Annotated in this window: 16 protein-coding genes, 1 other RNA gene and 1 pseudogene; 10 read left to right on the top strand and 8 right to left on the bottom strand. The window is 70.7% G+C overall.

The genetic code is table 11. From position 1 onward, the window contains the following. From HP507_RS00980 to HP507_RS00955, 7 genes are all read left to right on the top strand, one after another. Positions 1–319 (top strand): helix-turn-helix domain-containing protein (locus HP507_RS00980; RefSeq protein WP_175350012.1); only part of this gene is annotated, 319 nt, incomplete at its 5' end. Positions 320–718: 399 nt separating this feature from the next. Further along, entirely contained in the window at positions 719–2,533 is a 1,815-nt protein-coding gene (glmS, locus tag HP507_RS00975) for a glutamine--fructose-6-phosphate transaminase (isomerizing) (protein WP_175350011.1), read from the top strand. Between the two features lie 14 nt (positions 2,534–2,547). After that, positions 2,548–2,670: a hypothetical protein gene (locus HP507_RS18075; protein WP_271206991.1), complete on the top strand. Its 123-nt coding sequence runs from the start codon at positions 2,548–2,550 to the stop codon at positions 2,668–2,670. 43 nt (positions 2,671–2,713) lie between these two features. After that, positions 2,714–3,427, top strand: a complete 714-nt coding sequence (locus HP507_RS00970) for a M50 family metallopeptidase (protein WP_175350010.1) — start codon at positions 2,714–2,716, stop codon at positions 3,425–3,427. A 60-nt stretch (positions 3,428–3,487) separates the two neighbouring features. Then, positions 3,488–4,021 (top strand): NUDIX hydrolase, encoded by a 534-nt coding sequence (locus HP507_RS00965; protein ID WP_175350009.1) that lies wholly within the window; start codon positions 3,488–3,490, stop codon positions 4,019–4,021. 250 nt (positions 4,022–4,271) lie between these two features. Continuing rightward, complete coding sequence (locus HP507_RS00960; protein ID WP_175350008.1) at positions 4,272–5,678, top strand: O-acetylhomoserine aminocarboxypropyltransferase/cysteine synthase family protein; 1,407 nt, start codon at positions 4,272–4,274, stop codon at positions 5,676–5,678. A 3-nt stretch (positions 5,679–5,681) separates the two neighbouring features. Continuing rightward, the gene (locus tag HP507_RS00955; RefSeq protein WP_175350007.1) at positions 5,682–6,989 is read left to right on the top strand and encodes an LLM class flavin-dependent oxidoreductase; all 1,308 of its coding nucleotides are present in this window, start codon (positions 5,682–5,684) and stop codon (positions 6,987–6,989) included. Between the two features lie 96 nt (positions 6,990–7,085). Here HP507_RS00955 and HP507_RS00950 read toward each other — a convergent pair whose 3' ends face one another. From HP507_RS00950 to HP507_RS00915, 8 genes are all read right to left on the bottom strand, one after another. Further along, the gene (locus HP507_RS00950) at positions 7,086–8,750 is read right to left on the bottom strand and encodes an APC family permease (RefSeq protein ID WP_217508357.1); all 1,665 of its coding nucleotides are present in this window, start codon (positions 8,748–8,750) and stop codon (positions 7,086–7,088) included. 127 nt (positions 8,751–8,877) lie between these two features. Next, the gene (locus HP507_RS00945; RefSeq protein ID WP_217508356.1) at positions 8,878–9,648 is read right to left on the bottom strand and encodes a hypothetical protein; all 771 of its coding nucleotides are present in this window, start codon (positions 9,646–9,648) and stop codon (positions 8,878–8,880) included. A 226-nt stretch (positions 9,649–9,874) separates the two neighbouring features. Continuing rightward, positions 9,875–10,251: a transfer-messenger RNA gene (gene ssrA, locus HP507_RS00940) on the bottom strand. A gap of 97 nt (positions 10,252–10,348) precedes the next feature. Continuing rightward, a complete protein-coding gene (gene smpB / locus HP507_RS00935; protein ID WP_111238678.1) occupies positions 10,349–10,825 on the bottom strand; it encodes an SsrA-binding protein SmpB in 477 nt (158 codons plus the stop codon). 450 nt (positions 10,826–11,275) lie between these two features. Beyond that, positions 11,276–12,190 carry a permease-like cell division protein FtsX gene (gene ftsX / locus HP507_RS00930; protein WP_175350005.1) on the bottom strand — a complete coding sequence of 305 codons (915 nt, stop codon included), beginning with the start codon at positions 12,188–12,190 and terminating at the stop codon, positions 11,276–11,278. Beyond that, the gene (ftsE, locus tag HP507_RS00925) at positions 12,187–12,942 is read right to left on the bottom strand and encodes a cell division ATP-binding protein FtsE (protein ID WP_175350004.1); all 756 of its coding nucleotides are present in this window, start codon (positions 12,940–12,942) and stop codon (positions 12,187–12,189) included. Before ftsE ends, ftsX begins: the two co-directional genes overlap by 4 nt. A 72-nt stretch (positions 12,943–13,014) precedes the next feature. Continuing rightward, positions 13,015–14,124 carry a peptide chain release factor 2 gene (prfB, locus tag HP507_RS00920; RefSeq protein WP_175350003.1) on the bottom strand — a complete coding sequence of 370 codons (1,110 nt, stop codon included), beginning with the start codon at positions 14,122–14,124 and terminating at the stop codon, positions 13,015–13,017. Positions 14,125–14,135: 11 nt separating this feature from the next. Next, positions 14,136–15,317 (bottom strand): cysteine desulfurase family protein, encoded by a 1,182-nt coding sequence (locus HP507_RS00915; protein ID WP_175350013.1) that lies wholly within the window; start codon positions 15,315–15,317, stop codon positions 14,136–14,138. Between the two features lie 59 nt (positions 15,318–15,376). Between HP507_RS00915 and HP507_RS00910 the strand changes: the two genes are divergently transcribed. From HP507_RS00910 to HP507_RS00900, 3 genes and pseudogenes are all read left to right on the top strand, one after another. Next, on the top strand, positions 15,377–17,431 hold the full coding sequence (locus tag HP507_RS00910) for a glycogen debranching protein (RefSeq protein WP_175350002.1): 2,055 nt from the start codon (positions 15,377–15,379) through the stop codon (positions 17,429–17,431). A gap of 195 nt (positions 17,432–17,626) precedes the next feature. After that, entirely contained in the window at positions 17,627–19,627 is a 2,001-nt protein-coding gene (locus HP507_RS00905; protein WP_175350001.1) for an alpha-1,4-glucan--maltose-1-phosphate maltosyltransferase, read from the top strand. Next, positions 19,624–19,957: pseudogene (locus tag HP507_RS00900) on the top strand (hypothetical protein); the annotation flags it as partial. The gene HP507_RS00905 and the pseudogene HP507_RS00900, both read left to right, overlap by 4 nt.

Below are 19,957 nucleotides of genomic sequence, written 5' to 3'. Positions count from 1 at the left end.
GCTCCGGCGTCCGCTCGCCACGCCCGCCGCGACGGTCGCCATGCCGCCGTTCGGTGTGCCGTCGTCGCTGCGGTCCGGCCCGGCGCTGTCCGCGCCGGTCCCCGGGACGCCCCGGAGCGCGCCGGACGCCTCGGCCGTGCTCACCTCGCTCACCGCGGAGGAGCGCGCCGTCGTGCAGAAGGTGACGGAGGGGTACCGCAACCGCGAGATCGCCTCGTCGCTGTTCATGTCGCAGCGGACGGTGGAACTGCGCCTGACGCAGATCTACCGGAAGGTGGGAGCCCGTTCACGGTCGCACCTGGTCGCGCTGCTCACGTGATCTGAACCCGACTCCTGGCGGACTGGAGGCGCGGTACCAGCTGGTACCGCGCCTCCAGTCCGTGCGCTTGCGGGACTCCGCACGTGTCCGCACGGGTTCGCACCCCGCACGCGGTGAACCGCAAGAGCGGGTGACGACCGTTGCCGTGTCACCGACGTCGGGTGAGGCTTCTCCTGCACCGACCGCCGTGCTCCTCCGGGAGCCAGATCCGTGGTACCCCGTCCGGTACCCGAACCGTCGGCCCACGTACGCCGTCGTCCGTCCTCGCCTGATCCGGGGACGGGCGGCGGTCCGGGCCGGCGGGCCGGACGCACGGCAGACCCGACGGCGGTCGGTGCCGCACCGCCCTCCCGAACTCGCGGCTCCTGGAGCTGCTCCTCCCACCCGAAGGGACACCAGATGTGCGGCATCATCGCGGCCCGCGTCTCCGACGACGCGACGCCCTACCTGCTCGACGGACTCGAACGCCTCGAGTACCGCGGGTACGACTCGGCGGGGATCGCCGTCCGGACCGCCACCGGGGGGACCGAGACGATCCGCTCGGTGTCGCGCGTCGGCGATCTTCGGACACTCGCGGCGGCACGGTCGGGCGACGCGCTGACCGGCGTCGGCATCGGACACACCCGGTGGGCGACCCACGGCGTGGTCCGTGAGGCGAACGCCCACCCGCACGCGGACTGCTCCGGCCGGATCAGCATCGTGCACAACGGGATCGTCGAGAACGCCGACCGGCTGCGCGCGACGCTCGAGCGGCAGGGGCACGTGTTCGCGTCGGACGTCGACTCCGAGGTCATCGCGCACCTCGTCGAGCGCGCCCTCGCGGTGGACCCCGACCTCATGCTCGCGGTGCAGATCGCGACCGCGCAGCTCGAGGGCTCCTGGGCGATCGTCGTGCTCGACGCCCGGGACGGCCGCATGGTCGTCGCCGCGGAGCGCTCCCCGCTCGTCGTCGCCCGGTCCGCCCGCGGCGACTTCGTGGCGAGCGACATCGGTGCGATCGCCGAGTGGTGCGAGACGTTCGTGGCGCTGCGCGACGGCGACGTCGTCGAACTGGGCGAGGCCTGGACCTGGTCGTCCGCCGGGATCACCGTCCCCGTGCCGTTCCCGACCCCGTCGCCGTTCGCCGCCACCGCCCTCGAGCTCGGCGACCACCCGGACCACATGGCGAAGGAGATCGAGGAGCAGCCCGCGGTCGTGTCCTCGATCCTCGACCGGGTCGCCCGCCGTGCTGCGGACGGGAGCATGTGGGTCGGACTCGGGCTGCCCGGGTTCCACCGGCTCGCGATCGTCGCGTGCGGGACCTCGCTCAACGCCGGGCAGGTCATCGCCGCCGCCCTGCGCGGCATCGGCGGCGTGCCGACGGACATCGTCGTCGCGAGCGAAGCCGACCAGGCGGTGCTCGGCCCGGGCACGCTCGTCGTCGCCATCAGCCAGTCGGGCGAGACCGCCGACGTGCTGCGCGCGCTCGACCGGTTCGAGGACCGGCACCCGGTGCTCGCGCTCACGAACAACGTCCACTCGTCGCTCGCCCGTCGGGCGGACGCCGTGCTCGACTGCCACGCAGGCCCCGAGATCGGCGTCGCCGCGACCAAGACGTTCACCGCCCAGGTCGTCGTCGGGGTCGCGGCGGTGATCTCCGCGCTCGTGGCCTCCGGTCGGATCGACGCCGGACGCGCGTCGGCGCTGGTCGGCGAGCTGACCGACCTGCCGGCGAGGATCGAGCACGCCGCGTCCATCGCTGCCGACCGCATCCCGCTCCTGGTGTCGAGCGTCAAGGACGCCACCGGCTTCCTGTTCCTGGGGCGCGGCGCCGGTCTGCCGTACGCCGCCGAGGGGGCCCTCAAGCTCAAGGAGCTGAGCTACCGGTGGGCCGAGGCCTACCCCGCCGGGGAGCTCAAGCACGGCCCGCTCGCGCTCGTCGACGAGGGCACCCCCGTCGTCGTGGTCGACCACGGGGAGCAGCGGCTGCAGGCGAACATCGCCGAGGTCCGTGCCCGCGGCGGCTTCGTGATCACGATCGGCGGCGAGGGCTCGGACATCCCGGCGCTCGGCCGGCGTGCGGCCGGGGACCTCGCCTGGGGCCCGGCGACCGCACCCTGGGGTCCGCTCGAGGCCGTCGTCCCGCTGCAGATGCTCGCCCGCGAACTCGCGCTCCAGCTGGGCTGCGACGTGGACAAGCCGAGGAACCTCGCCAAGTCGGTGACGGTCGAATAGCCAGGCACACCCGCATGAACCGCCTGACGGTGTTCCTCGCCGTCCTCACCGCGCTCGCCATCATCGCGACGATCATCGTGATCGCCATCGCGCTGGTGCCGTCGCTGGTGCCGTCGTTCCTCGCCGCGGTCGGCTGAGCGTCCTCGGCTTCCTCCTGGGCGAGGCTGCGATCCTGGTCACTTGACCGCAGCAGCCCCGCCCCTCGTCTTCGTCGCGCTCCTCGTGGGCGCGGTCCTGCCGTTCGTGCCGCTCGTCGGCCGCGTGGCCCGCATCGCCGCGACCGTCGCACACGAGGTCGGGCACGCGGTCGTCGTCGTGCCGTTCGGCGGGCGCATCCAACGCATCGAACTGCACCCGGACGGCTCCGGCGAGGCCTGGGTCCAGCTCGGCCGGGTGCCGGGTGGGATCCGCTGGCTCGTCCGGATCACCAACCTCTACGCCGGGTACAGCGCCCCGCTCTGGGCCGGCGTCCTGCTCGTCACCGGGGTGCTGCACGGCTCGCGGTGGCTGCCCGTCGCGGTCCTCGGTGTGGTGGGGCTCGTCGCGCTGGCGTTCGTGCGGAACTGGTTCGGCATCCTCGTCGTGCTCGGCTTCGACGCGTTGGCGCTCTGGGTGGCCCTGCGTCCGTCGGAGACCACCGTGCTGGTCGTCGCCGCGGTCGGGGCGTTCTTCGTCGTCGACGGGCTGCGGTCGGTCGTGCAGGTCGCGCGGTGGTTGCTCACCGGGGCACGGGTGCAGACGGACTTCCACATCGCGGCGGCGGAGATGCGGGTGCCGGCGTCCGTCTGGTTCGTGCTGTTCCTCGCCGTGAACGCTGTGGCGGTGTGGCTCGCGCGGGGTCCGCTGCTCGAGGTCTGGGCGATCGTCGCCGCCGGGGTGCGCGCCCTGTTCTGACCCGTGCGCCGCTGATGGGGGCGGTCCGGTGCGGGTGCATGCGCGTGGAAGGATGGCGGCGTGCTCCTCGACGACGTGAACGCTGCCCTCGCCGCGACGACGGACCCGCAGCGCGACCGGTTCACCCTGTTCGTCGAGGAACGCGGCGAGGCGGCGCTGTGGCGCGAGGGCGGTCCGGAGCACCTGACGGCGTCGTGCTTCGTGTTCTCGCCCGATCTCGCGAGCGTGCTGCTCTGCCTGCACCGCAAGGGCCGGTTCTGGGTCCAGCTCGGCGGGCACCTCGAGCCCGGTGACGAGACCCTCGCCGACGCCGCCCGCCGCGAGGCCCGCGAAGAATCGGGCATCGCCGAGCTCGACCTCCTCGACGCCGCCGCCGCCGACCTCGACCGCCACGAGCTGAACGGCGGGTTCTCCTGCGCGGCGCACTGGGACGTCGGCTTCGTCGCCCTCGTCGACCCCACGGCGACGACCGCGGCCAGCGACGAGAGCGACGACGTCCGCTGGTTCACGCTGGACGCGCTGCCCGAGGGCCTCGCCCCGGGACTGCCCGCGCGACTGACTGCGGTGGGTGCCGCGGTCGCCCGGCGCGACTGACGACGGACTGGAGGCACGTGGCGGTGCCGCCCCGCGCCTCCAGTCCGATGCGTGCGCACCCTTCGACATCCGGCGCGTCGATCGACCGGTGCCGTGTCGAACGACGCGTACGCACGGCGTGCACGCGCGACGGCCGCGCGGGCACCGGCCCGGTGTCGGCCGCGATCCGGCCGTAACCGGGCGCCGCAAACCAGGAGGCGACGCGAGGACCCTGCGAGAGTACCCGCACGACCACGGCAGGAGGTGTCCCATGACGGACGAGGAGTACGGTTTCGCGACCGAACAGGTGCACGGCGGGTTCCAGCCCGACGCGGCCCACGGTGCGAGGGTCCCCGCGATCCACATGTCCTCCGGCTTCCTGTTCGACGACTTCGACCAGGCTCGCGACCGTTTCGCCGGCACGGACGACGGCTACACCTACTCGAGGCTCGGCAACCCGACGAACGCGGACGTCGAGCGCCGCGTCGCCCTGCTGGAGCGCGGCGTCGAGGCGATCCTCGTCGGCAGCGGCCAGGCGGCGGCGACGATCGCATTCCTCGGTGTCCTGCAGGCGGGCGACCACGTCGTCGCGGCGCGCAGCATCTACGAGGGCACCAAGGGCCTGCTCGTGCAGAACCTCGGCCGGCTCGGCATCGAGGTCGACTTCGTCGCCGACCAGCGCGACCTCGACGAGTGGGCCCGGCTCGTCCGTCCGAACACCAAGGCGTTCTTCGCCGAGACGATCCCCAACCCGAAGAACGACGTCCTCGACATCACGGGCGTCGCCGACACCGCCCACCGCGCGGGCGTCCCGCTCATCGTCGACAACACCCTCGCGACGCCGTACCTCGTCCGTCCGGTCGAGCACGGCGCCGACATCGTGGTCCACTCGGCGTCGAAGTTCCTCTCCGGCCACGGCGCGGGGCTCGGCGGCGTGGTGGTCGACGGCGGCACCTTCGACTGGTCCGCCTCCCCCGAGCGCTGGGTGCACCTGACCTCGCCGGAACGGTCGCTCGGCGGCGCGAGCTACGTCGAGCGCTACGGCAGCCGTGCCTTCATCGTCTTCGCCCGCGACGTCGTGGCGTCCCGCATCGGCCCGACCCCCTCGCCCTTCAACGCCTTCCTGCTCCGCCAGGGCATCGAAACGCTGTCGCTGCGCGTCGAACGCCACAGCGCGAACGCGCTGGCCGTCGCGTCCTTCCTGGAGCAGCAGCCGGAGGTGACGAGCGTCGACTACGCGGGTCTCGCCTCCAGTCCCTACCGCGACCTCGCCGAGCGCTACCTGCCCCGCGGGGCCGGGTCCGTGTTCGCCTTCACGCTGGCGGGCGGCGAAGCCGCCGCGCGCACCTTCATCGACACCGTGCAGCTGTTCAGTCGGATGACCCACCTCGGTGACGTGCGGTCGCTGATCCTGCACCCCGCGACGACGACGCACGCCGGCAAGACGGCCGAGGAGCGTGCCGAGCAGGGCATCCACGACGGACTGATCCGGCTGTCGGTCGGCATCGAGGACGTCGCGGACCTGGTCCGCGACCTGTCGCGCGGCTTCGCCGCCCTGCGCGGCGCGGCTGGCAGCGTCGGCAGCGTCGGCCTGGAGGCGCGGGTCGGTTCCGTCACGGAGCTCGCCGCCCTGGAACACGCCGTCCCCGGCAACCACGTGATCGCGGAGGAACTCTAGGCAATGACCGGACTGCAGCACTTCGGGTACTTCTTCTCGCGCGGCTTCGGTCCGCAGGCCTGGGGTCGGTCGGACTGGGACTGGGGGTACGACTGGACGAAGCCCGACCTGTACCAGCAGTCCGTCCGCGCGCTCGAGCAGGCCGGCATGGACCTCGTCATCGCCGAGGACGCGATCTCGCTCGGCAACCCGTCGACCCTCGACCTGCGCATCCGGCAGGCGTACGGCGGCCCGAAGCACGACCCGCTGCTGCTCGCGCCGTACCTGTTCGCCGCCACGTCGCACATCGGGATCGCTCCGACCGTGAACGCCGGCATCACCCCGCCGTACCTCGCCGCGCGGCAGTTCGCCACGCTGGCGCACCTGTCGGGTTCGCGGCTCGGCATCAACGTCGTCACCGACACCGGGAGCGCCAGACACGCCGGGCTCGCACCGCTCGGGCACGACGCCGCGTACGACCGGGCCGAGGAGTGGATCACGCTGCTCCGCCGGTTGTGGCGCTCGTGGGGCTCGGAGGGGTACGTCGGGGATCCGTCCGACTGGCGGTTCGCCGACGGGGACGCGCTCGACGCGTTCCACCACGAGGGCGAGTACTTCACCGCCGACGGGCCGCTCAACGCGCTGCCGCTCGACGCCGACCCGGTCGTGGTCTCCCCCGGTGGCTCCGGCCGCGGGCTCGGGTTCGCGGGTACCCACTCGGACGTGCAGCTCGCGCTCGCGCCGCTGTCCGCGTCGGCGGTGCGGGACTACCGTGCGCGGGTGGTGGCGGCCGCGACGGAGGCGGGACGGAGCGCGGCGGACCTCCGCGTGCTGTTCGTCCTCAAGCCCGTGATCGTTTCATCGACGGCCGAGGCGGACCGGATCGTCGACGCGTCGAAGCACCCTTCCGACGACGACCTCCGTACCGCTGCGGTCGCGTGGTCGAGCGACTCCGAGACCGACCTGCTCTCGCTCGACCTCGACGCGCCGATCCCGTCCGGCACGTTCGGGGACCACGTGTCCGCGGGCACGATCCGCGGCCTCGTCGGCGACACCCCCGATGCGCCCCTCCGGGAACTGCTCACACGCAAGGCCCGAACGGGACGGGTGTCGTCGCGGGAGGGGTTCGTCGGCACCGCGGACGAGTTCGCGGACTTCATCGAGGAGCTCGGTGCCGACGCGGACAACGACGGCATCATCTTCTCCGGCGATCTCCACCCGGCGCAGGTGTACCGGATGCTCGGCGATCTCGTGCCGGTGCTCCGGCAGCGCGGGCTGCTCCGTCGCGAGTACGGGGCAGGCGGGATCCGAGGGAACCTGTTCGACTTCTGACCCCGCCCGCGCCGTTCCGCAAAACGCAAACGCGGCGGTTGCTCGCAGCGGTACTGCGCTGCGAGCAACCGCCGACGTTGCGCTTTGCGGAGGGGGTCAGTGCGCGACGGGCTCCACCACGTTCGTCTCCTCGACGTTCCGGACGTCCTCGGCCGTCCGGAGGATCTCCTCCCGGTCGGACGCCGAGTTGATCGCCCAGTAGTAGATCACCAGCGAGAACACGGCGACGACGACGATGTCGATCCACAGCGGGAACACCGGGTGCGTCAGCGGACCGAAGTCGCTGAGGAACACGATGAGCCCCATACCGATCAGGTACGGCAGCAGCCACTGGGCCGCCTTCCAGTCCCAGCGCGGACGGACGCTGGTCTTCCCGCGGAACACGTTGTTCAGGACGATCACCACCGCGCCGATGAGGATCGCGACGCCGAGCTTCCAGTCGGTGTCCCACCCGGTCCAGAGGATGATGAGGTTCGCGACGATGAAGGCGATGGGCGACAGCACGGCCGCGGCGGGCATGCGGTAGGGACGCTCGATCTCCGGGATGCGCTTCCGGAACGCGCCGAGCGCCAACGGAGCGCCCGCGTACATGAGCACCGACGCGCTCGTGATGAGGCTCACGAGCCCCTGCCAGGACGGGAACGGTGCGAAGCACGCGCAGCCCACGACGAACGCCGTCACGAGTCCCACCCAGGGCACGCCCTGCTTCGTGGTCCACTCGAACGCCTTCGGGAAGTAGCCGTTGCGGCTCAGGCCGTACGAGATGCGGGAGGTGGCCGTCACGTAGATGAGGCCGGTGCCACCGGGCGAGATGATCGCGTCGATGAAGATGATCACCGCCAGCCAGGTGATCCCTGCGGCCATCGCGATGTCGGCGAACGGACCGGTGTACTTCGTGAAGTCCGCTGTCGCCCACGACCCCTGGATCGCGTCGGAGCGCAGGACCCCGAGGAAGACGACCTGCAGCAGGAGGTAGATCACGAGGCCGATCAGGACCGAGCCGATGACGGCGCGGGGGATGTCCCGCTTCGGGTTCTTGGCCTCGCCGGCGAGCTGGTCCGCCTGCTCGAAGCCGAGGAACGCGAAGATGATGCCCGACGTCGACACCGCAGCGAGGATGCCCTTCGCGCCCTCGGGCATGAAGCCGTTCGCCGCGGTGAAGTTCGAGCCGTGGAAGCCGCTGAACGCCAGCACGATGATGACGAGCAGTGGGATCGCCACCTTCCACCAGGTCGCGGCGGAGTTCGTGTTCGCGAGGATCCGCACGCTCAGCAGGTTGATCACCGTCACGACCGCCATGAGCACCACGGCGACCGCGATGCCGGACCCGGTGAGGAGCTGTTGGGTCTCGCCGTTGAGGGTGGTGGTGTGCAGCCACGGGTGCGCGAACTGCCAGTGCTGCGCGTACTTGATCATCGCCTCGACCTCGATCGGGGCGACCGTCACGGACTGCAGCCACGAGAACCAGCCGAAGGATGCTCCGGCGACGCCGCCGAAGGCGATGTGGGGGAACCGCGCTGTTCCGCCCGCGATCGGGAACATGCCGCCGAGTTCGGCGTGGACGAGTGCGAGGACGAGGATCGCCACGCCGCCGATCAGCCACGAGATGATCGCGGCGGGTCCGGCGGTCTTCAGCGCCTCCTGCGAGCCGAAGAGCCAGCCCGAGCCGATGATCGACCCCGTCGAGGCCCAGATGAGTCCGATGAAGCCGACGTTGCGCTTGAGGCCGGAGTCCGGCAGCGCCTGTGTCGTTGTAGCCACTGTTGCTCCTGTCGAGTGAACGCGGCCCCGCGAACGGGGGCCGCGCTCATCGACTCTGGCACCAGGACAGCAACTTCGCCGGATTGTTTAACACAATGGAAACAAATGTGCTGTACAAGCACTCAGGCTACTTCTTGGACTTCTTCTTCTTGTCGTCCTTCTTGGACTTCTTCTTGTCAGAGTCCTTCTTGGACTTCTTCTTGTCGTCCTTCTTGGACTTCTTCTTGTCGGACTCCTGCTTCTTCGACTTCTTCGACGTCTCGTCGGAGTCCTGCTGCGCACCTGCCGGGACCGGCTCGGACCCACCCTCGGCGTCCGCCGTGGCTTCAGCGTCGGCCTCGGGCGACTCGAGACCGTCGGCCGGCTCGACGAGCACCGCGCTCCCGGTGTCGGCGACGACGTCGACCTCGTGCTCCTCGATCGTCGGCGCCAGCGCGTCGTCCACCCGCTCGACGACGAGCGACGCACCGTCCTCGGCGAGACGGACCAGCGCCTGGGCGGCCCGGACCCGCGTCGTCGTCTTCTTCGCGAGCACATCGGCGCGAGCGCCCTCGAGGAACGAACGGAGCGACCGCTCGACGGCCGAACGTCCGCGGGGCGCCGAACGGTCGAGCCGGTCCAGCTCGCCGGCGACCCCGGAGACGTCGTCCTCGACGTGCTCGTGCCGCACCGACTCGATGAGCGCCGCGATCGCCGCGGCACCTCGCTCGACGGCAGCCGAGCGCTGGTCGAGCACCACGAGCATCTCGATCACGGAGCCGTACGTCACCGTCTCGAGCCGCACCGGCTGTGCCCCGCGACCACGGATGACGAGGCGGGCGTCCGGCGTGGGCAGCCAGGCGGCCAGCGCGGCGACGGTCGCGACCGAACCCACCGCCCGTTCGTAATCGGCGAGCACCACTCGCTCCTGCTCTCGCAGACGGACTCGGATCGCGATCTCCTGCACCACGCGTGGACCTCTCGTCTCGACGATCGACGCGGGCGACTTCCCGCGCCTGCCCCGGAGCGTAGTCCTCGCAGTTGACATCAGACAGAACGCCCCGTCGACGTCCGGGGACGACGACGGGGCGTTCGGTGCGGTGCTCTCGCAACGACAGCGTGACAGCGGCTCGACGACCGGCGAATGGTGGAGATGGGGGGAATCGAACCCCCGTCCATCGCTGCAATTCGACGTCTTCTACGGGCGTATCCGGATAGATCGTTCTGCTCGGCCCCGTCCTTTGCTACCGGCTTCTAGGACGACGGGCCCAGTCTCAGTGCAAGTCCCGCACGGCCCTGAGGCGCAACCGTGCAGCAAGTCCTCTGGATGACGCCGGGATCAGGTTAGGGGACGATCACCTGGCCGACGGACTTCATGTGCTGGGCTGCTTACGCAGCGAGAGCGAAGTCAGTGCGCTTGGAATTGGCACTTGTTGTTTTCCACGGATCGTTCACGAGATGACCGTGGGTCCTCGGCCCGCTTCCCGTCGGCACACAGGCAATGTCGAAACCGATCATCCCCATGCGGGCCGGACGTGCGAGCCACTGTCACGCTGTTGAATTGCCAATGCTCCGGTTCCGGAGCAGTCCCTCAGTCTAGCGAATGAGGAGCCTCGGCGCTACTCCCCGAGACGGTTGCGGGACCGCATGGCACGCTCGGCCTCACGCTTGTCGGTCTTCTCACGAAGGGCCTGGCGCTTGTCGAACTCGCGCTTGCCCTTCGCGACCGCGATCTCCACCTTGGCACGGCCGTCGTGGAAGTAGATCTGCAGCGGCACGAGCGTGTACCCGCCCTGCGCCGTCTTGTGCGAGATCTTCACGATCTGCTGCTTGTGCAGGAGGAGCTTCCGCTTGCGCCGCGGAGCGTGGTTGTTCCACGTCCCCTCGGTGTACTCGGGGATGTGCACCGCGTCGAGCCAGGCTTCCCCGGCGTCGATGAAGGCGTACCCGTCGACGAGCGAAGCCCGGCCCTCCCGCAGGGACTTCACCTCGGTGCCGGAGAGGACCATGCCCGCCTCGTACGTGTCCTCGATCAGGTAGTCGTGACGCGCGCGACGGTTCGTCGCCACGATCTTCTCGCCGCGTTCCTTCGCCATGCGTGTCTCCTCTCGGGCGGTCGCTGCTCGTGCGCAGCCCTGCAGCCTACCGAACGCAGGCGGTGCGGCGCACCTTCCCGGCGCGCCGTCCGTCCCGCCGCCCGCCCGCCGTGCCAGCCAACCCCCGCGAAAGCGACAGTGTCCCGCCGGACATCGGCGGCACACTGTCGCTCTCGCGGAACGAACCAGCCGCAGTTCCCGCAGACCGTCGCTTCAGCGCACCCCTCGGCCTCGGACTGGAGGCGCGGCTCGCGTGACCGACGCGGCGGACGTCCGTCGCGCCTCCAGTCCGGCACCCCTGCCGAAGCGACAGGGTGACGCCGGACGTCGGCGGCAGCCTGTCGCTTTCGCGGGAGGGCCTGCGCGTCTGCGGGGCACCCTGTCGCTTTCGCGGCAGGGCCTGCGCGTCTGCGGGGCACCCTGTCGCTTTCGCGGCAGGGACCGGGCCCGTCAGACCTTGAGGTACCGGCGGATCGCGATGAACGCCGACAGGCCGGCCAGGACGATGCCGATGACGATCACCGCCGGCACCACCACGGCCGCGTCCCCCATGCCGATGAACGCCGTGCCCGAGAACCGCCGCGACAGGTAGTTCCGGACGAAGAACCACACCACGGCGACGATCGCGCCACCCGCGAGGACCGCCCCGATGGCCGCGGCGATCACCCCCTCGAGCACGAAGGGTGTCTGGATGAACCGGTTCGACGCCCCGACCAGGCGCATGATGCCGAGCTCCCGCCGTCGACTGAACGCCGACAACCGGATCGTCGTCGCGATGAGGAGCACGGCGGCGATGAGCATGAGCGCGGCGATGCCGATAGCCGTGTACGACGAAGCGTTGAGCAGGTTGAAGATCGGTTGCAGGTACCCGCGTTGGTCGACCACGCTCTGCACGCCGGCGACCTTCGACAGGCTCTCCACGAGGACGTCGGCCTGCGACGGGTTCTTCAGGTTCACCCAGAAGGTCTCGTTGAGGTACTCGGGCTTGACGAACTCCGTGGCGGGCGAGTCCTTGAACTGCTGCTTGAAGCGCGCGTACGCCTGGTCCTGGTCCTCGTAGTACGTCTTCTCGATGTACGGCTTGAGGGTCGAGGACTCGAGCTGCGCCTGCACCTGCTGGCGTTGGTCGTCCGTGGCCTTGGCGCCGGTGCAGTTGCCGGTGGTGTCGGTGTCCGTGCAGAGGTACACCGCGACCTGGGCCCGGTCGTACCAGTACCCCTTCATCTGGTTGATCTGCATCTGGAGCAGGATCGCGGTGCCGACGAACGTGAGCGAGATGAAGGTCACGAGGACGACGGACACGACCATCGACGCGTTGCGCCGCAGGCCCGAGCCGACCTCGGACATGACGAGCCCGAGCCTCATCGGATGATCCCCGGGATGGTCTGGATGCCGGTGGTGTTCGACACGCCGCCGCGCTGGATCGGGACCGCCTGGGTCTGGTACCCGCCGGACTGCTCGTCGCGCAGGATGGTCCCGTTCGAGAGCTCGATGACGCGGCGCTGCATCTGGTTCACGATGCTGGCGTCGTGGGTCGCCATGAGCACGGTGGTGCCTCCCTGGTTGATGCGTTCGAGGAGCGCCATGATGCCGGCCGAGGTCGTCGGGTCGAGGTTGCCGGTGGGCTCGTCGGCCAGCAGGATCGCCGGCTTGTTGACGACCGCGCGCGCGATCGCCACACGCTGCTGCTCACCGCCGGACAGCTCGTGCGGCATACGGGTCGCCTTGCCGGCGAGGCCGACCAGCTTGAGCACGTCGGTGACGGCCTCGCTGATGAAGCCCTTGCTCTTGCCGATCACCTGCAGCGAGAACGCGACGTTGTCGAACACGTTCTTGTTCGGGAGGAGCCGGAAGTCCTGGAAGACCACGCCGAGGTTGCGGCGGAAGTACGGGACCTTGCGCGACGACAGGGAGCCCAGGCGCTGCCCGAGCACGTGGATCTGCCCTCGCGACGGCTTCTCCTCCTTCAGCACGAGGCGGAGGAAGCTGGACTTGCCGGACCCGGATGCGCCCACGAGGAAGACGAACTCCCCCTTGAGGATCTCGAGGGAGATGGAGTCGAGGGCGGGACTCGGATTGCCCGAGTACACCTTGGTGACCTGGTCGAATTTGATCATGACCGGATCAGGGTAGGTCGCGCGGCCCGGAAATCAACCGAGGCGCGCGGCTCAGGTCCGCGCCGACGTCGTTCAGGACTCGACGGACTGCTTGCGCCACCGGATGCCGGCGTTGATGAACCCGTCGAGGTCGCCGTCGAACACGGCTGAGGGGTTGTTCACCTCGTGCTCGCTCCGGAGGTCCTTCACCATCTGGTACGGCGCGAGGACGTACGAGCGGATCTGGTCGCCCCAGCTCGCGGTGATGTTGCCCGCGAGCTCCTTCTTCTTCGCGTTCTCCTCTTCCTTCTTCAGGAGCAGGAGGCGCGACTGCAGCACGCGCATGGCGGCGGCGCGGTTCTGGATCTGCGACTTCTCGTTCTGCATCGAGACCACGGTGCCGGTCGGGATGTGGGTCAGGCGCACCGCGGAGTCCGTCGTGTTGACCGACTGACCACCGGGGCCGGATGACCGGAAGACGTCGACGCGGATGTCGTTCTCGGGGATGTCGATGGACTCGGTCTCCGGCATCAGCGGGATGACCTCGACCGCCGCGAAGGACGTCTGGCGCTTGCCCGCGGCGCCGAACGGAGACATCCGGACGAGGCGGTGCGTGCCGGCCTCGACCGAGAGGGTCCCGAACGCGTGGGGGGCGTCGACCTCGAACGTGGCGGACTTGATGCCGGCTTCCTCGGCGTAGGAGGTGTCCATCACGGTGGTCTTGTAGCCGTGCTGCTCCGAGTAGCGGAGGTACATGCGCAGCAGCATCTCGGCGAAGTCCGCCGCATCGACACCACCGGCACCGGCACGGATCGTGATGACCGCGGGACGGTCGTCGTACTCGCCGTCGAGGAGGGTCTGCACCTCGAGTTCGCCCATGGTCTTCTGGATCGCCTTGAGCTCGGAGGCGGCTTCGTCGGCGGAGTCCTGGTCGTCGGCCTCGTTCGCCATCTCGACGAGCACTTCGAGGTCGTCGATGCGCTGCTCGGTGTCGGTGATCTTCTTGAGCTCCGACTGCCGGTGCGAGAGCGCGCTCGTCACCTGCTGCGCGTGCTCGACGTCGTCCCAGAGGTCCTGGGCCCCGGCCTGCTCGCTGAGTTCGGCGATCTCGCGCTGCAGGCGGTCGACGTCGACCACGGAGCGGATGTTGCCGAAGGTCTCGCGGAGGGCGGAGATCTGCTCGGTGAAGTCCAGTTCGACCATGATCGTCGATCCTACCGACCGAGCAGGGGTTCCCTCGACGCCATGCCCGCCGCGCCCGCTCGGGCCACCGCGTCCGGCAGCGCGGCCAGGAAGGCGTCGACGTCCGCCTCGGTCGTGGTGTGCCCGAGCGTGATCCGGAGCGCTCCCCTGGCGTCCTGCTCGGACAGCCCCATGGCAAGGAGCACGTGCGACGCCTCGGGGACCCCCGCCTGACAGGCCGAGCCGGTCGACACCGCGACCCCGGCCGCGTCGAGCAGGAACAGCAGCGAGTCCCCCTCGCAGCCCGGGAACGTGAAGTGTGCGTTGCCGGGGAGCCGGTCGTCCGGGTCCCCCATGAGCACCGCCGACGGCACCGCTTCCCGCACGCCCGCGACCAGGCGGTCACGCAGTTCCCGGAGCGAGGGGTGCGGCATCGACGCCGCGACACCGAAGGCCGCCGCTGCCGGAGCATCCTGCGTCCCGCTCCGCACCTGCCGCTGCTGGCCCCCGCCGTGGATGAGCGGCTCGACCGTGGCGCGACGCCCGAGCACGAGCGCCCCGATGCCCACCGGGCCGCCGATCTTGTGCGCGGACACGCTCAGTGCGTCGAGCCCCGACGCGGCGAACGACACCGGCACCTGGCCGTAGGCGGCGACCGCGTCGCTGTGCACGGGCACGCCCGCGGCGTGCGCGAGCTCGACGATCCGCGACACCGGCTGGATGGTGCCCACCTCGTTGTTCGCCCACAGGAACGTGACCAGGGCGACGTCCGAGGCATCGGCGAGTCGCGCCTCCAGGCCGTCGAGGTCGACGCGACCCTGCCCGTCCAACGGGACCACGTCGACGACGGCGCCCTCGTGCTTCTCCAGCCACGACACGGTGTCGACGGTCGCGTGGTGCTCACCGGCGGGCACGACGATGCGCGGACGCGGGCGGTCCTGCTGCCGCACCCAGAACAGCCCCTTGACGGCGAGGTTGATGCTCTCGGTGCCGCCCGAGGTGAAGACCACCTCGACCGGATCGGCGTCGAGCGAGGCGGCGACGGCCGCGCGGCCGTCCTCGAGCAGCATCTTCGCCCGCTGCCCGGCGCTGTGGATGGACGACGGGTTGCCGACGGTGCCGAGCGCGGCCGTGAACGCGGCGAGCGCCTCCGGCAGGATCGGCGTCGTCGCGGCGTGGTCGAGGTAGACCGGCGCAGTGCTTTCGTTGCGGATGGGGCACCCCCTGATCGAGCGATTCCAGGATACCCGCGGGTCCTCGTACCCTTGTGGGCATGCACGAGAGCGGCTTCGACGAGACCCCGGGGTTCCTCCTGGGCGGCGACGTCCCGCGTTTCTCGGTGCGGTCCGCCACCGCGACGGACGTGTCGGTGTTCGTCGACGGGCGCGGGACCTTCCCGTTGGCGCAGGCGGCCGATGTCTGGGCGGGGGACGTGCCGGGCGTCGAACCGGGTGACACCTACCACCTGCTCGTCGACGGTCCCGACGGTCCGGCGAACGAGTTCGACCCGGCACGGCCACTGCTCGACCCGTACGCGCGCGGCATCGTGCGCGTCCAGGACGCCACCGGGGCGGACGGCGAGCGCCCCGCGGACTCCCCTCGCTGGACCGGGGTCGTCGTGGACGACGCGTTCGACTGGGGCGGGGTCGTGAAGCCCGTCGTCCCGCTCGACCGGACCGTCGTGTACGAGGCGAACGTCCGGACCCTGACCGCGGCGAACCCCGCCGTGCCCGAGCACCTGCGCGGCACCTACGCAGGCATCGCCCACGAGAGCACCATCGCGCACCTCCACCGCATCGGCGTCACCACGCTCGAGCTGCTGCCCGTGCACGCCTTCGACACCGAGCACTGGCTCCGGGACGCCGGGCGCGAGAACGCCTGGGGCTACAACACCCTCGGGTTCTTCGCGCCGCACGCCGCCCTCGCCTCGCCCGGCGCGCAGGAGGCGGGCGCGTCCGCGGTCCTCCGCGAGTTCAAGGGCATGGTCCGGCTGCTGCACGCCGCCGGGATCCAGGTCGTGCTCGACGTCGTCTACAACCACACGGCAGAAGAGGGGCTCGGCGGACCGACGACCTCGCTGCGGGGCATCGACGGCGCGAACCGGTACCGGTGGACGACCGACGGCGCCTCGTACTACGACACCACCGGGTGCGGGAACACGCTGGACACCTCGGTCGAGGCCACCGCGGACCTCGTCGTCGACAGCCTCGTGTACTGGGCGCGCGAGGTGCAGGTGGACGGGTTCCGCTTCGACCTCATGGCAGCGCTCGCCCGTGACGCCGACCATGCGTTCGACCCGGCGCACCCGCTCCTGGAGCGGATCCGGAACCACCCCGACCTGCAGGACACCCTCGTCATCGCCGAACCCTGGGACGTCGGACCCGACGGGTGGAAGACCGGCTCGTTCGGCGCCCGCACGAGCGAGTGGAACGACGGGTTCCGGAACACCGTCCGGCAGTTCTGGCTCACCGACATCGCCGAGGAGCGCCGCCACGGAGCCCCCGCGACCGGCATCGGCGCACTCGCCGGCGCCCTGACCGGGTCCCGCCAGCTCTTCGACACCACGCGCGGGCCACTCGCCGGCATCAACTTCGTGACCGCGCACGACGGGTTCACCCTGCTCGACCTCGTGTCCCACGACAGCAAGCACAACGAGGCGAACGGCGAGGAGAACCGCGACGGGGCGAACGACAACCGCTCGTTCAACCACGGCATCGAGGGCGACACGGCCGACCGCGGCGTCCGCGCTGCCCGGGGTCGCTCGATGCGGAACCTCGTCGGCACGCTCATGCTGTCCGCCGGCGTACCGATGCTGACCGCTGGAGACGAGCGGAGCCGCACCCAGCACGGCAACAACAACGCCTACGTCGTGTCCGAGGACCTCACCCCGGTCGACTGGTCCGACGACGAGGACGCCGAGGCGATGACCGAGGCCGTCGCCGCCCTGGCACGGCTGCGGGCCGCGCACCCCGCACTCCGGCCGACACGCTTCGGGGTCGAGGGGCAGGAGACGCCGGGCGCCTCGCGGATGTCCTGGTACGGACCCGACGGCCACCCGATGACGATCGAGGGGTGGGACGAACCGATCCACCGTGCGCTGCAGTACTTCGTCGAGTCGACGCCGGAGCACGAGCCGTTCGACCGCGTCCTCGTGGTCGTGCACGGCAGCGGGCGGACGCGGGACATCACGCTGCCGACCCGGGAGGACGTGCTCGGCTACCGGCTGGCGTGGTCGAGCGAGAAGCACCGCGACCACGAGCGGCTGCGGCCCGCCGGTCAGGTGTTCACGGCGTACGGGCCGGGGATCCACGTGTTCGAGATCGCCTGAGTCGGCGCAGCGGGGCACGGCCCGGCGGGGCGGGTCACGGCCCGGCGCGGCGGGTCACGGCTGCGGCCTGGAGGCGCGGATCGGCTCCGCCACGCGCCTCCTGGCCGTCCCTCCACAGGTCCACGGCGCGCCCGGCTCTCCACAGAAGGTGCCTTCCGGGGAACGCGGAGGCGCTCGCCGGGTAGCGTCGGCTCCGTGGCCACCGCAGACCGACCCCGCCGACCGAAGATCGGGCGCATCCCGATCACCGAACTCGCCCCCACGACGCCCAACGGGTTCCCCGGAAAGGCGTTCGACGGTGAGGTGATCACGTTCGGTGCGACCGTCTTCCGCGAGGGGCACGGCGTCATCGGCGCAGACCTCGTCCTCGAGCGACCCGACGGCGGCACGCGCACGGTGCCGATGACCCTCGTCGCCCCTGGCACGGACCGGTACGAGGCGACCGTGCAGGTCGACCACGTGGGCGTCTGGACGTGGCACGTCGAGTCGTACGCCGACGACTGGGCGACGTGGCTGCATGCCGCTCGTCTCAAGATCGCCGCCGGTGTCGACACCGAGGCCACGCTGCTCGACGGCGGGGCGCTCCTCGACCGGCTGGCCGACGAGACCGACTCCCCCGCAGCCACCCGCGCGGCCGATCGCATCCGCGACACCGACCTCGAACCCGCCGAACGCCTGGCCGCCGTCGACGACCCGCGGATCACCGGCGAGGTCGAGGAAGCACCGCTCACCTCGCTCCGCACGCACTCCCCGACGCAGCTGCTCGACGTGGAGCGCACCCGCGCGGGCGTCGGCGCATGGTACGAGTTCTTCCCCCGGAGCGAGGGCGCGAAGAAGAACGCCGACGGCTCCTGGAAGAGCGGCGACTTCCGGACCGCCGCACGACGGCTGCCCGGGGTGGCCCGGATGGGCTTCGACGTGGTCTACCTGCCGCCGATCCACCCCATCGGCACGACGGCCCGCAAGGGGCCGAACAACACGCTCACCCCGGGGCCGTACGACCCCGGCAGCCCGTGGGCGATCGGTGGCCCCGAAGGCGGCCACGACGCCATCCACCCGGACCTCGGCACCGAGGAAGACTTCCGGGACTTCGTCGAGACTGCGAAGAACACCGGGATGGAAGTCGCCCTCGACTTCGCGCTGCAGTGCTCTCCCGACCACCCGTGGGTCACCGAGCACCCGGAGTGGTTCACGGTGCGCGCGGACGGTTCGATCGCCACCGCCGAGAACCCGCCGAAGCGCTACCAGGACATCTACCCGATCCAGTTCGACTCGGACCCCGAGGGGATCGTCACGGAGGTCCTCCGCGTCCTGCGGCACTGGATCGCGTTCGGCATCCGGATCTTCCGCGTCGACAACCCGCACACGAAGCCGCTCTGGTTCTGGGAGCGCGTCATCCGTGAGATCCGCGACGAGCACCCGGACACCGTGTTCCTCGCCGAGGCGTTCACGCGCCCGGCGATGATGCGGGCTCTGGCCGAGGTCGGGTTCCAGCAGTCGTACTCGTACTTCACGTGGCGGAACTCGAAGGACGAGATCGCCGAGTACTTCACCGAGCTGTCGCACGAGACGAGCGCGTACCTGCGCCCGAACCTCTTCGTGAACACGCCGGACATCCTCACCGAGTACCTGCAGTTCGGCGGCCGCGCGGGCTACAAGATCCGTGCCGCTCTGGCTGCGACTGGCGCTCCGACGTGGGGCATGTACTCCGGCTACGAACTCTTCGAGGACGTCGCACGGCCGGGCTCGGAGGAGAACATCGACAACGAGAAGTACGAGTACAAGCCGCGCGACTTCGCCCTGGCCGAGGCCGAGGGCGCGAGCCTGGCGCCGTACGTGACGATGCTCAACCGGTTCCGGCAGGCGCACCCCGCGCTCCGCCAGCTCCGGAACCTGCACGTGCACGACGCCGAGGACCCGGCCATCGTCGTGTACTCCAAGCACCTGCCCGGTCGGTTCATCCGCTCGGGACGCGACGACACCGTGATCGTCGTCGCGAACGTCGACCCCCACTCCGCCCGTGAGACCACGGTCCACCTCGACCTCGCCGCACTCGGCCTCGCCCCCGATCAGGCGTTCGACGTGCGCGACGTGGTCACCGGCCAGCGCTGGGTCTGGGGATCGTCGAACTACGTCCGCCTGGACGCGTTCCAGGAACCCGTGCACCTGCTCGTCGTGGAGGGACCCCACCGATGACCGACACCCACCCCGAGGACGACGCGCGGAAGGCACGGGCCCAGGGCCCGAGCGTGCCGGCGGTACCGCCGCCCCCGCCGCCCGTGCTGCCGCGCCGCATGCCCGCTGACACCCCGCGTCCGACGCACCCGGCGCAGCACGTCGCGCCGGAGTCCCCCGCTGACCTCCCCGCCGCGGGCACGGAGCCCGAGACGCCGCGGTACGAGCCGCGCGTGTCGGCACCGGGTGAAGACCTGCCCGGCGCTCCCCCGGCTCGCCGGGAGTCACCCGACCGCGACGTCCCCGAGTCGGCGACCCTCGCCGGGCACGCACCCGATGCCGCCCACCCGC

It is taken from the genome of Curtobacterium pusillum, assembly GCF_013359865.1.
GTDB lineage: Bacteria > Actinomycetota > Actinomycetes > Actinomycetales > Microbacteriaceae > Curtobacterium > Curtobacterium pusillum.
Note: the sequence above shows the minus strand (reverse complement) of the source record. Positions and strands in the feature narration are given on the sequence as shown.

Coding starts and splice junctions, on each gene's coding strand:
- glmS (WP_175350011.1), top strand. CDS start 719: ATGTGCGGCATCATCGCGGCCCGCGTCTCCGACGACGCGACGCCCTAC.
- HP507_RS18075 (WP_271206991.1), top strand. CDS start 2,548: ATGAACCGCCTGACGGTGTTCCTCGCCGTCCTCACCGCGCTCGCCATC.
- HP507_RS00960 (WP_175350008.1), top strand. CDS start 4,272: ATGACGGACGAGGAGTACGGTTTCGCGACCGAACAGGTGCACGGCGGG.
- HP507_RS00955 (WP_175350007.1), top strand. CDS start 5,682: ATGACCGGACTGCAGCACTTCGGGTACTTCTTCTCGCGCGGCTTCGGT.
- smpB (WP_111238678.1), bottom strand. CDS start 10,825: ATGGCGAAGGAACGCGGCGAGAAGATCGTGGCGACGAACCGTCGCGCG.
- ftsX (WP_175350005.1), bottom strand. CDS start 12,190: ATGAGGCTCGGGCTCGTCATGTCCGAGGTCGGCTCGGGCCTGCGGCGC.
- ftsE (WP_175350004.1), bottom strand. CDS start 12,942: ATGATCAAATTCGACCAGGTCACCAAGGTGTACTCGGGCAATCCGAGT.
- prfB (WP_175350003.1), bottom strand. CDS start 14,124: ATGGTCGAACTGGACTTCACCGAGCAGATCTCCGCCCTCCGCGAGACC.
- HP507_RS00910 (WP_175350002.1), top strand. CDS start 15,377: ATGCACGAGAGCGGCTTCGACGAGACCCCGGGGTTCCTCCTGGGCGGC.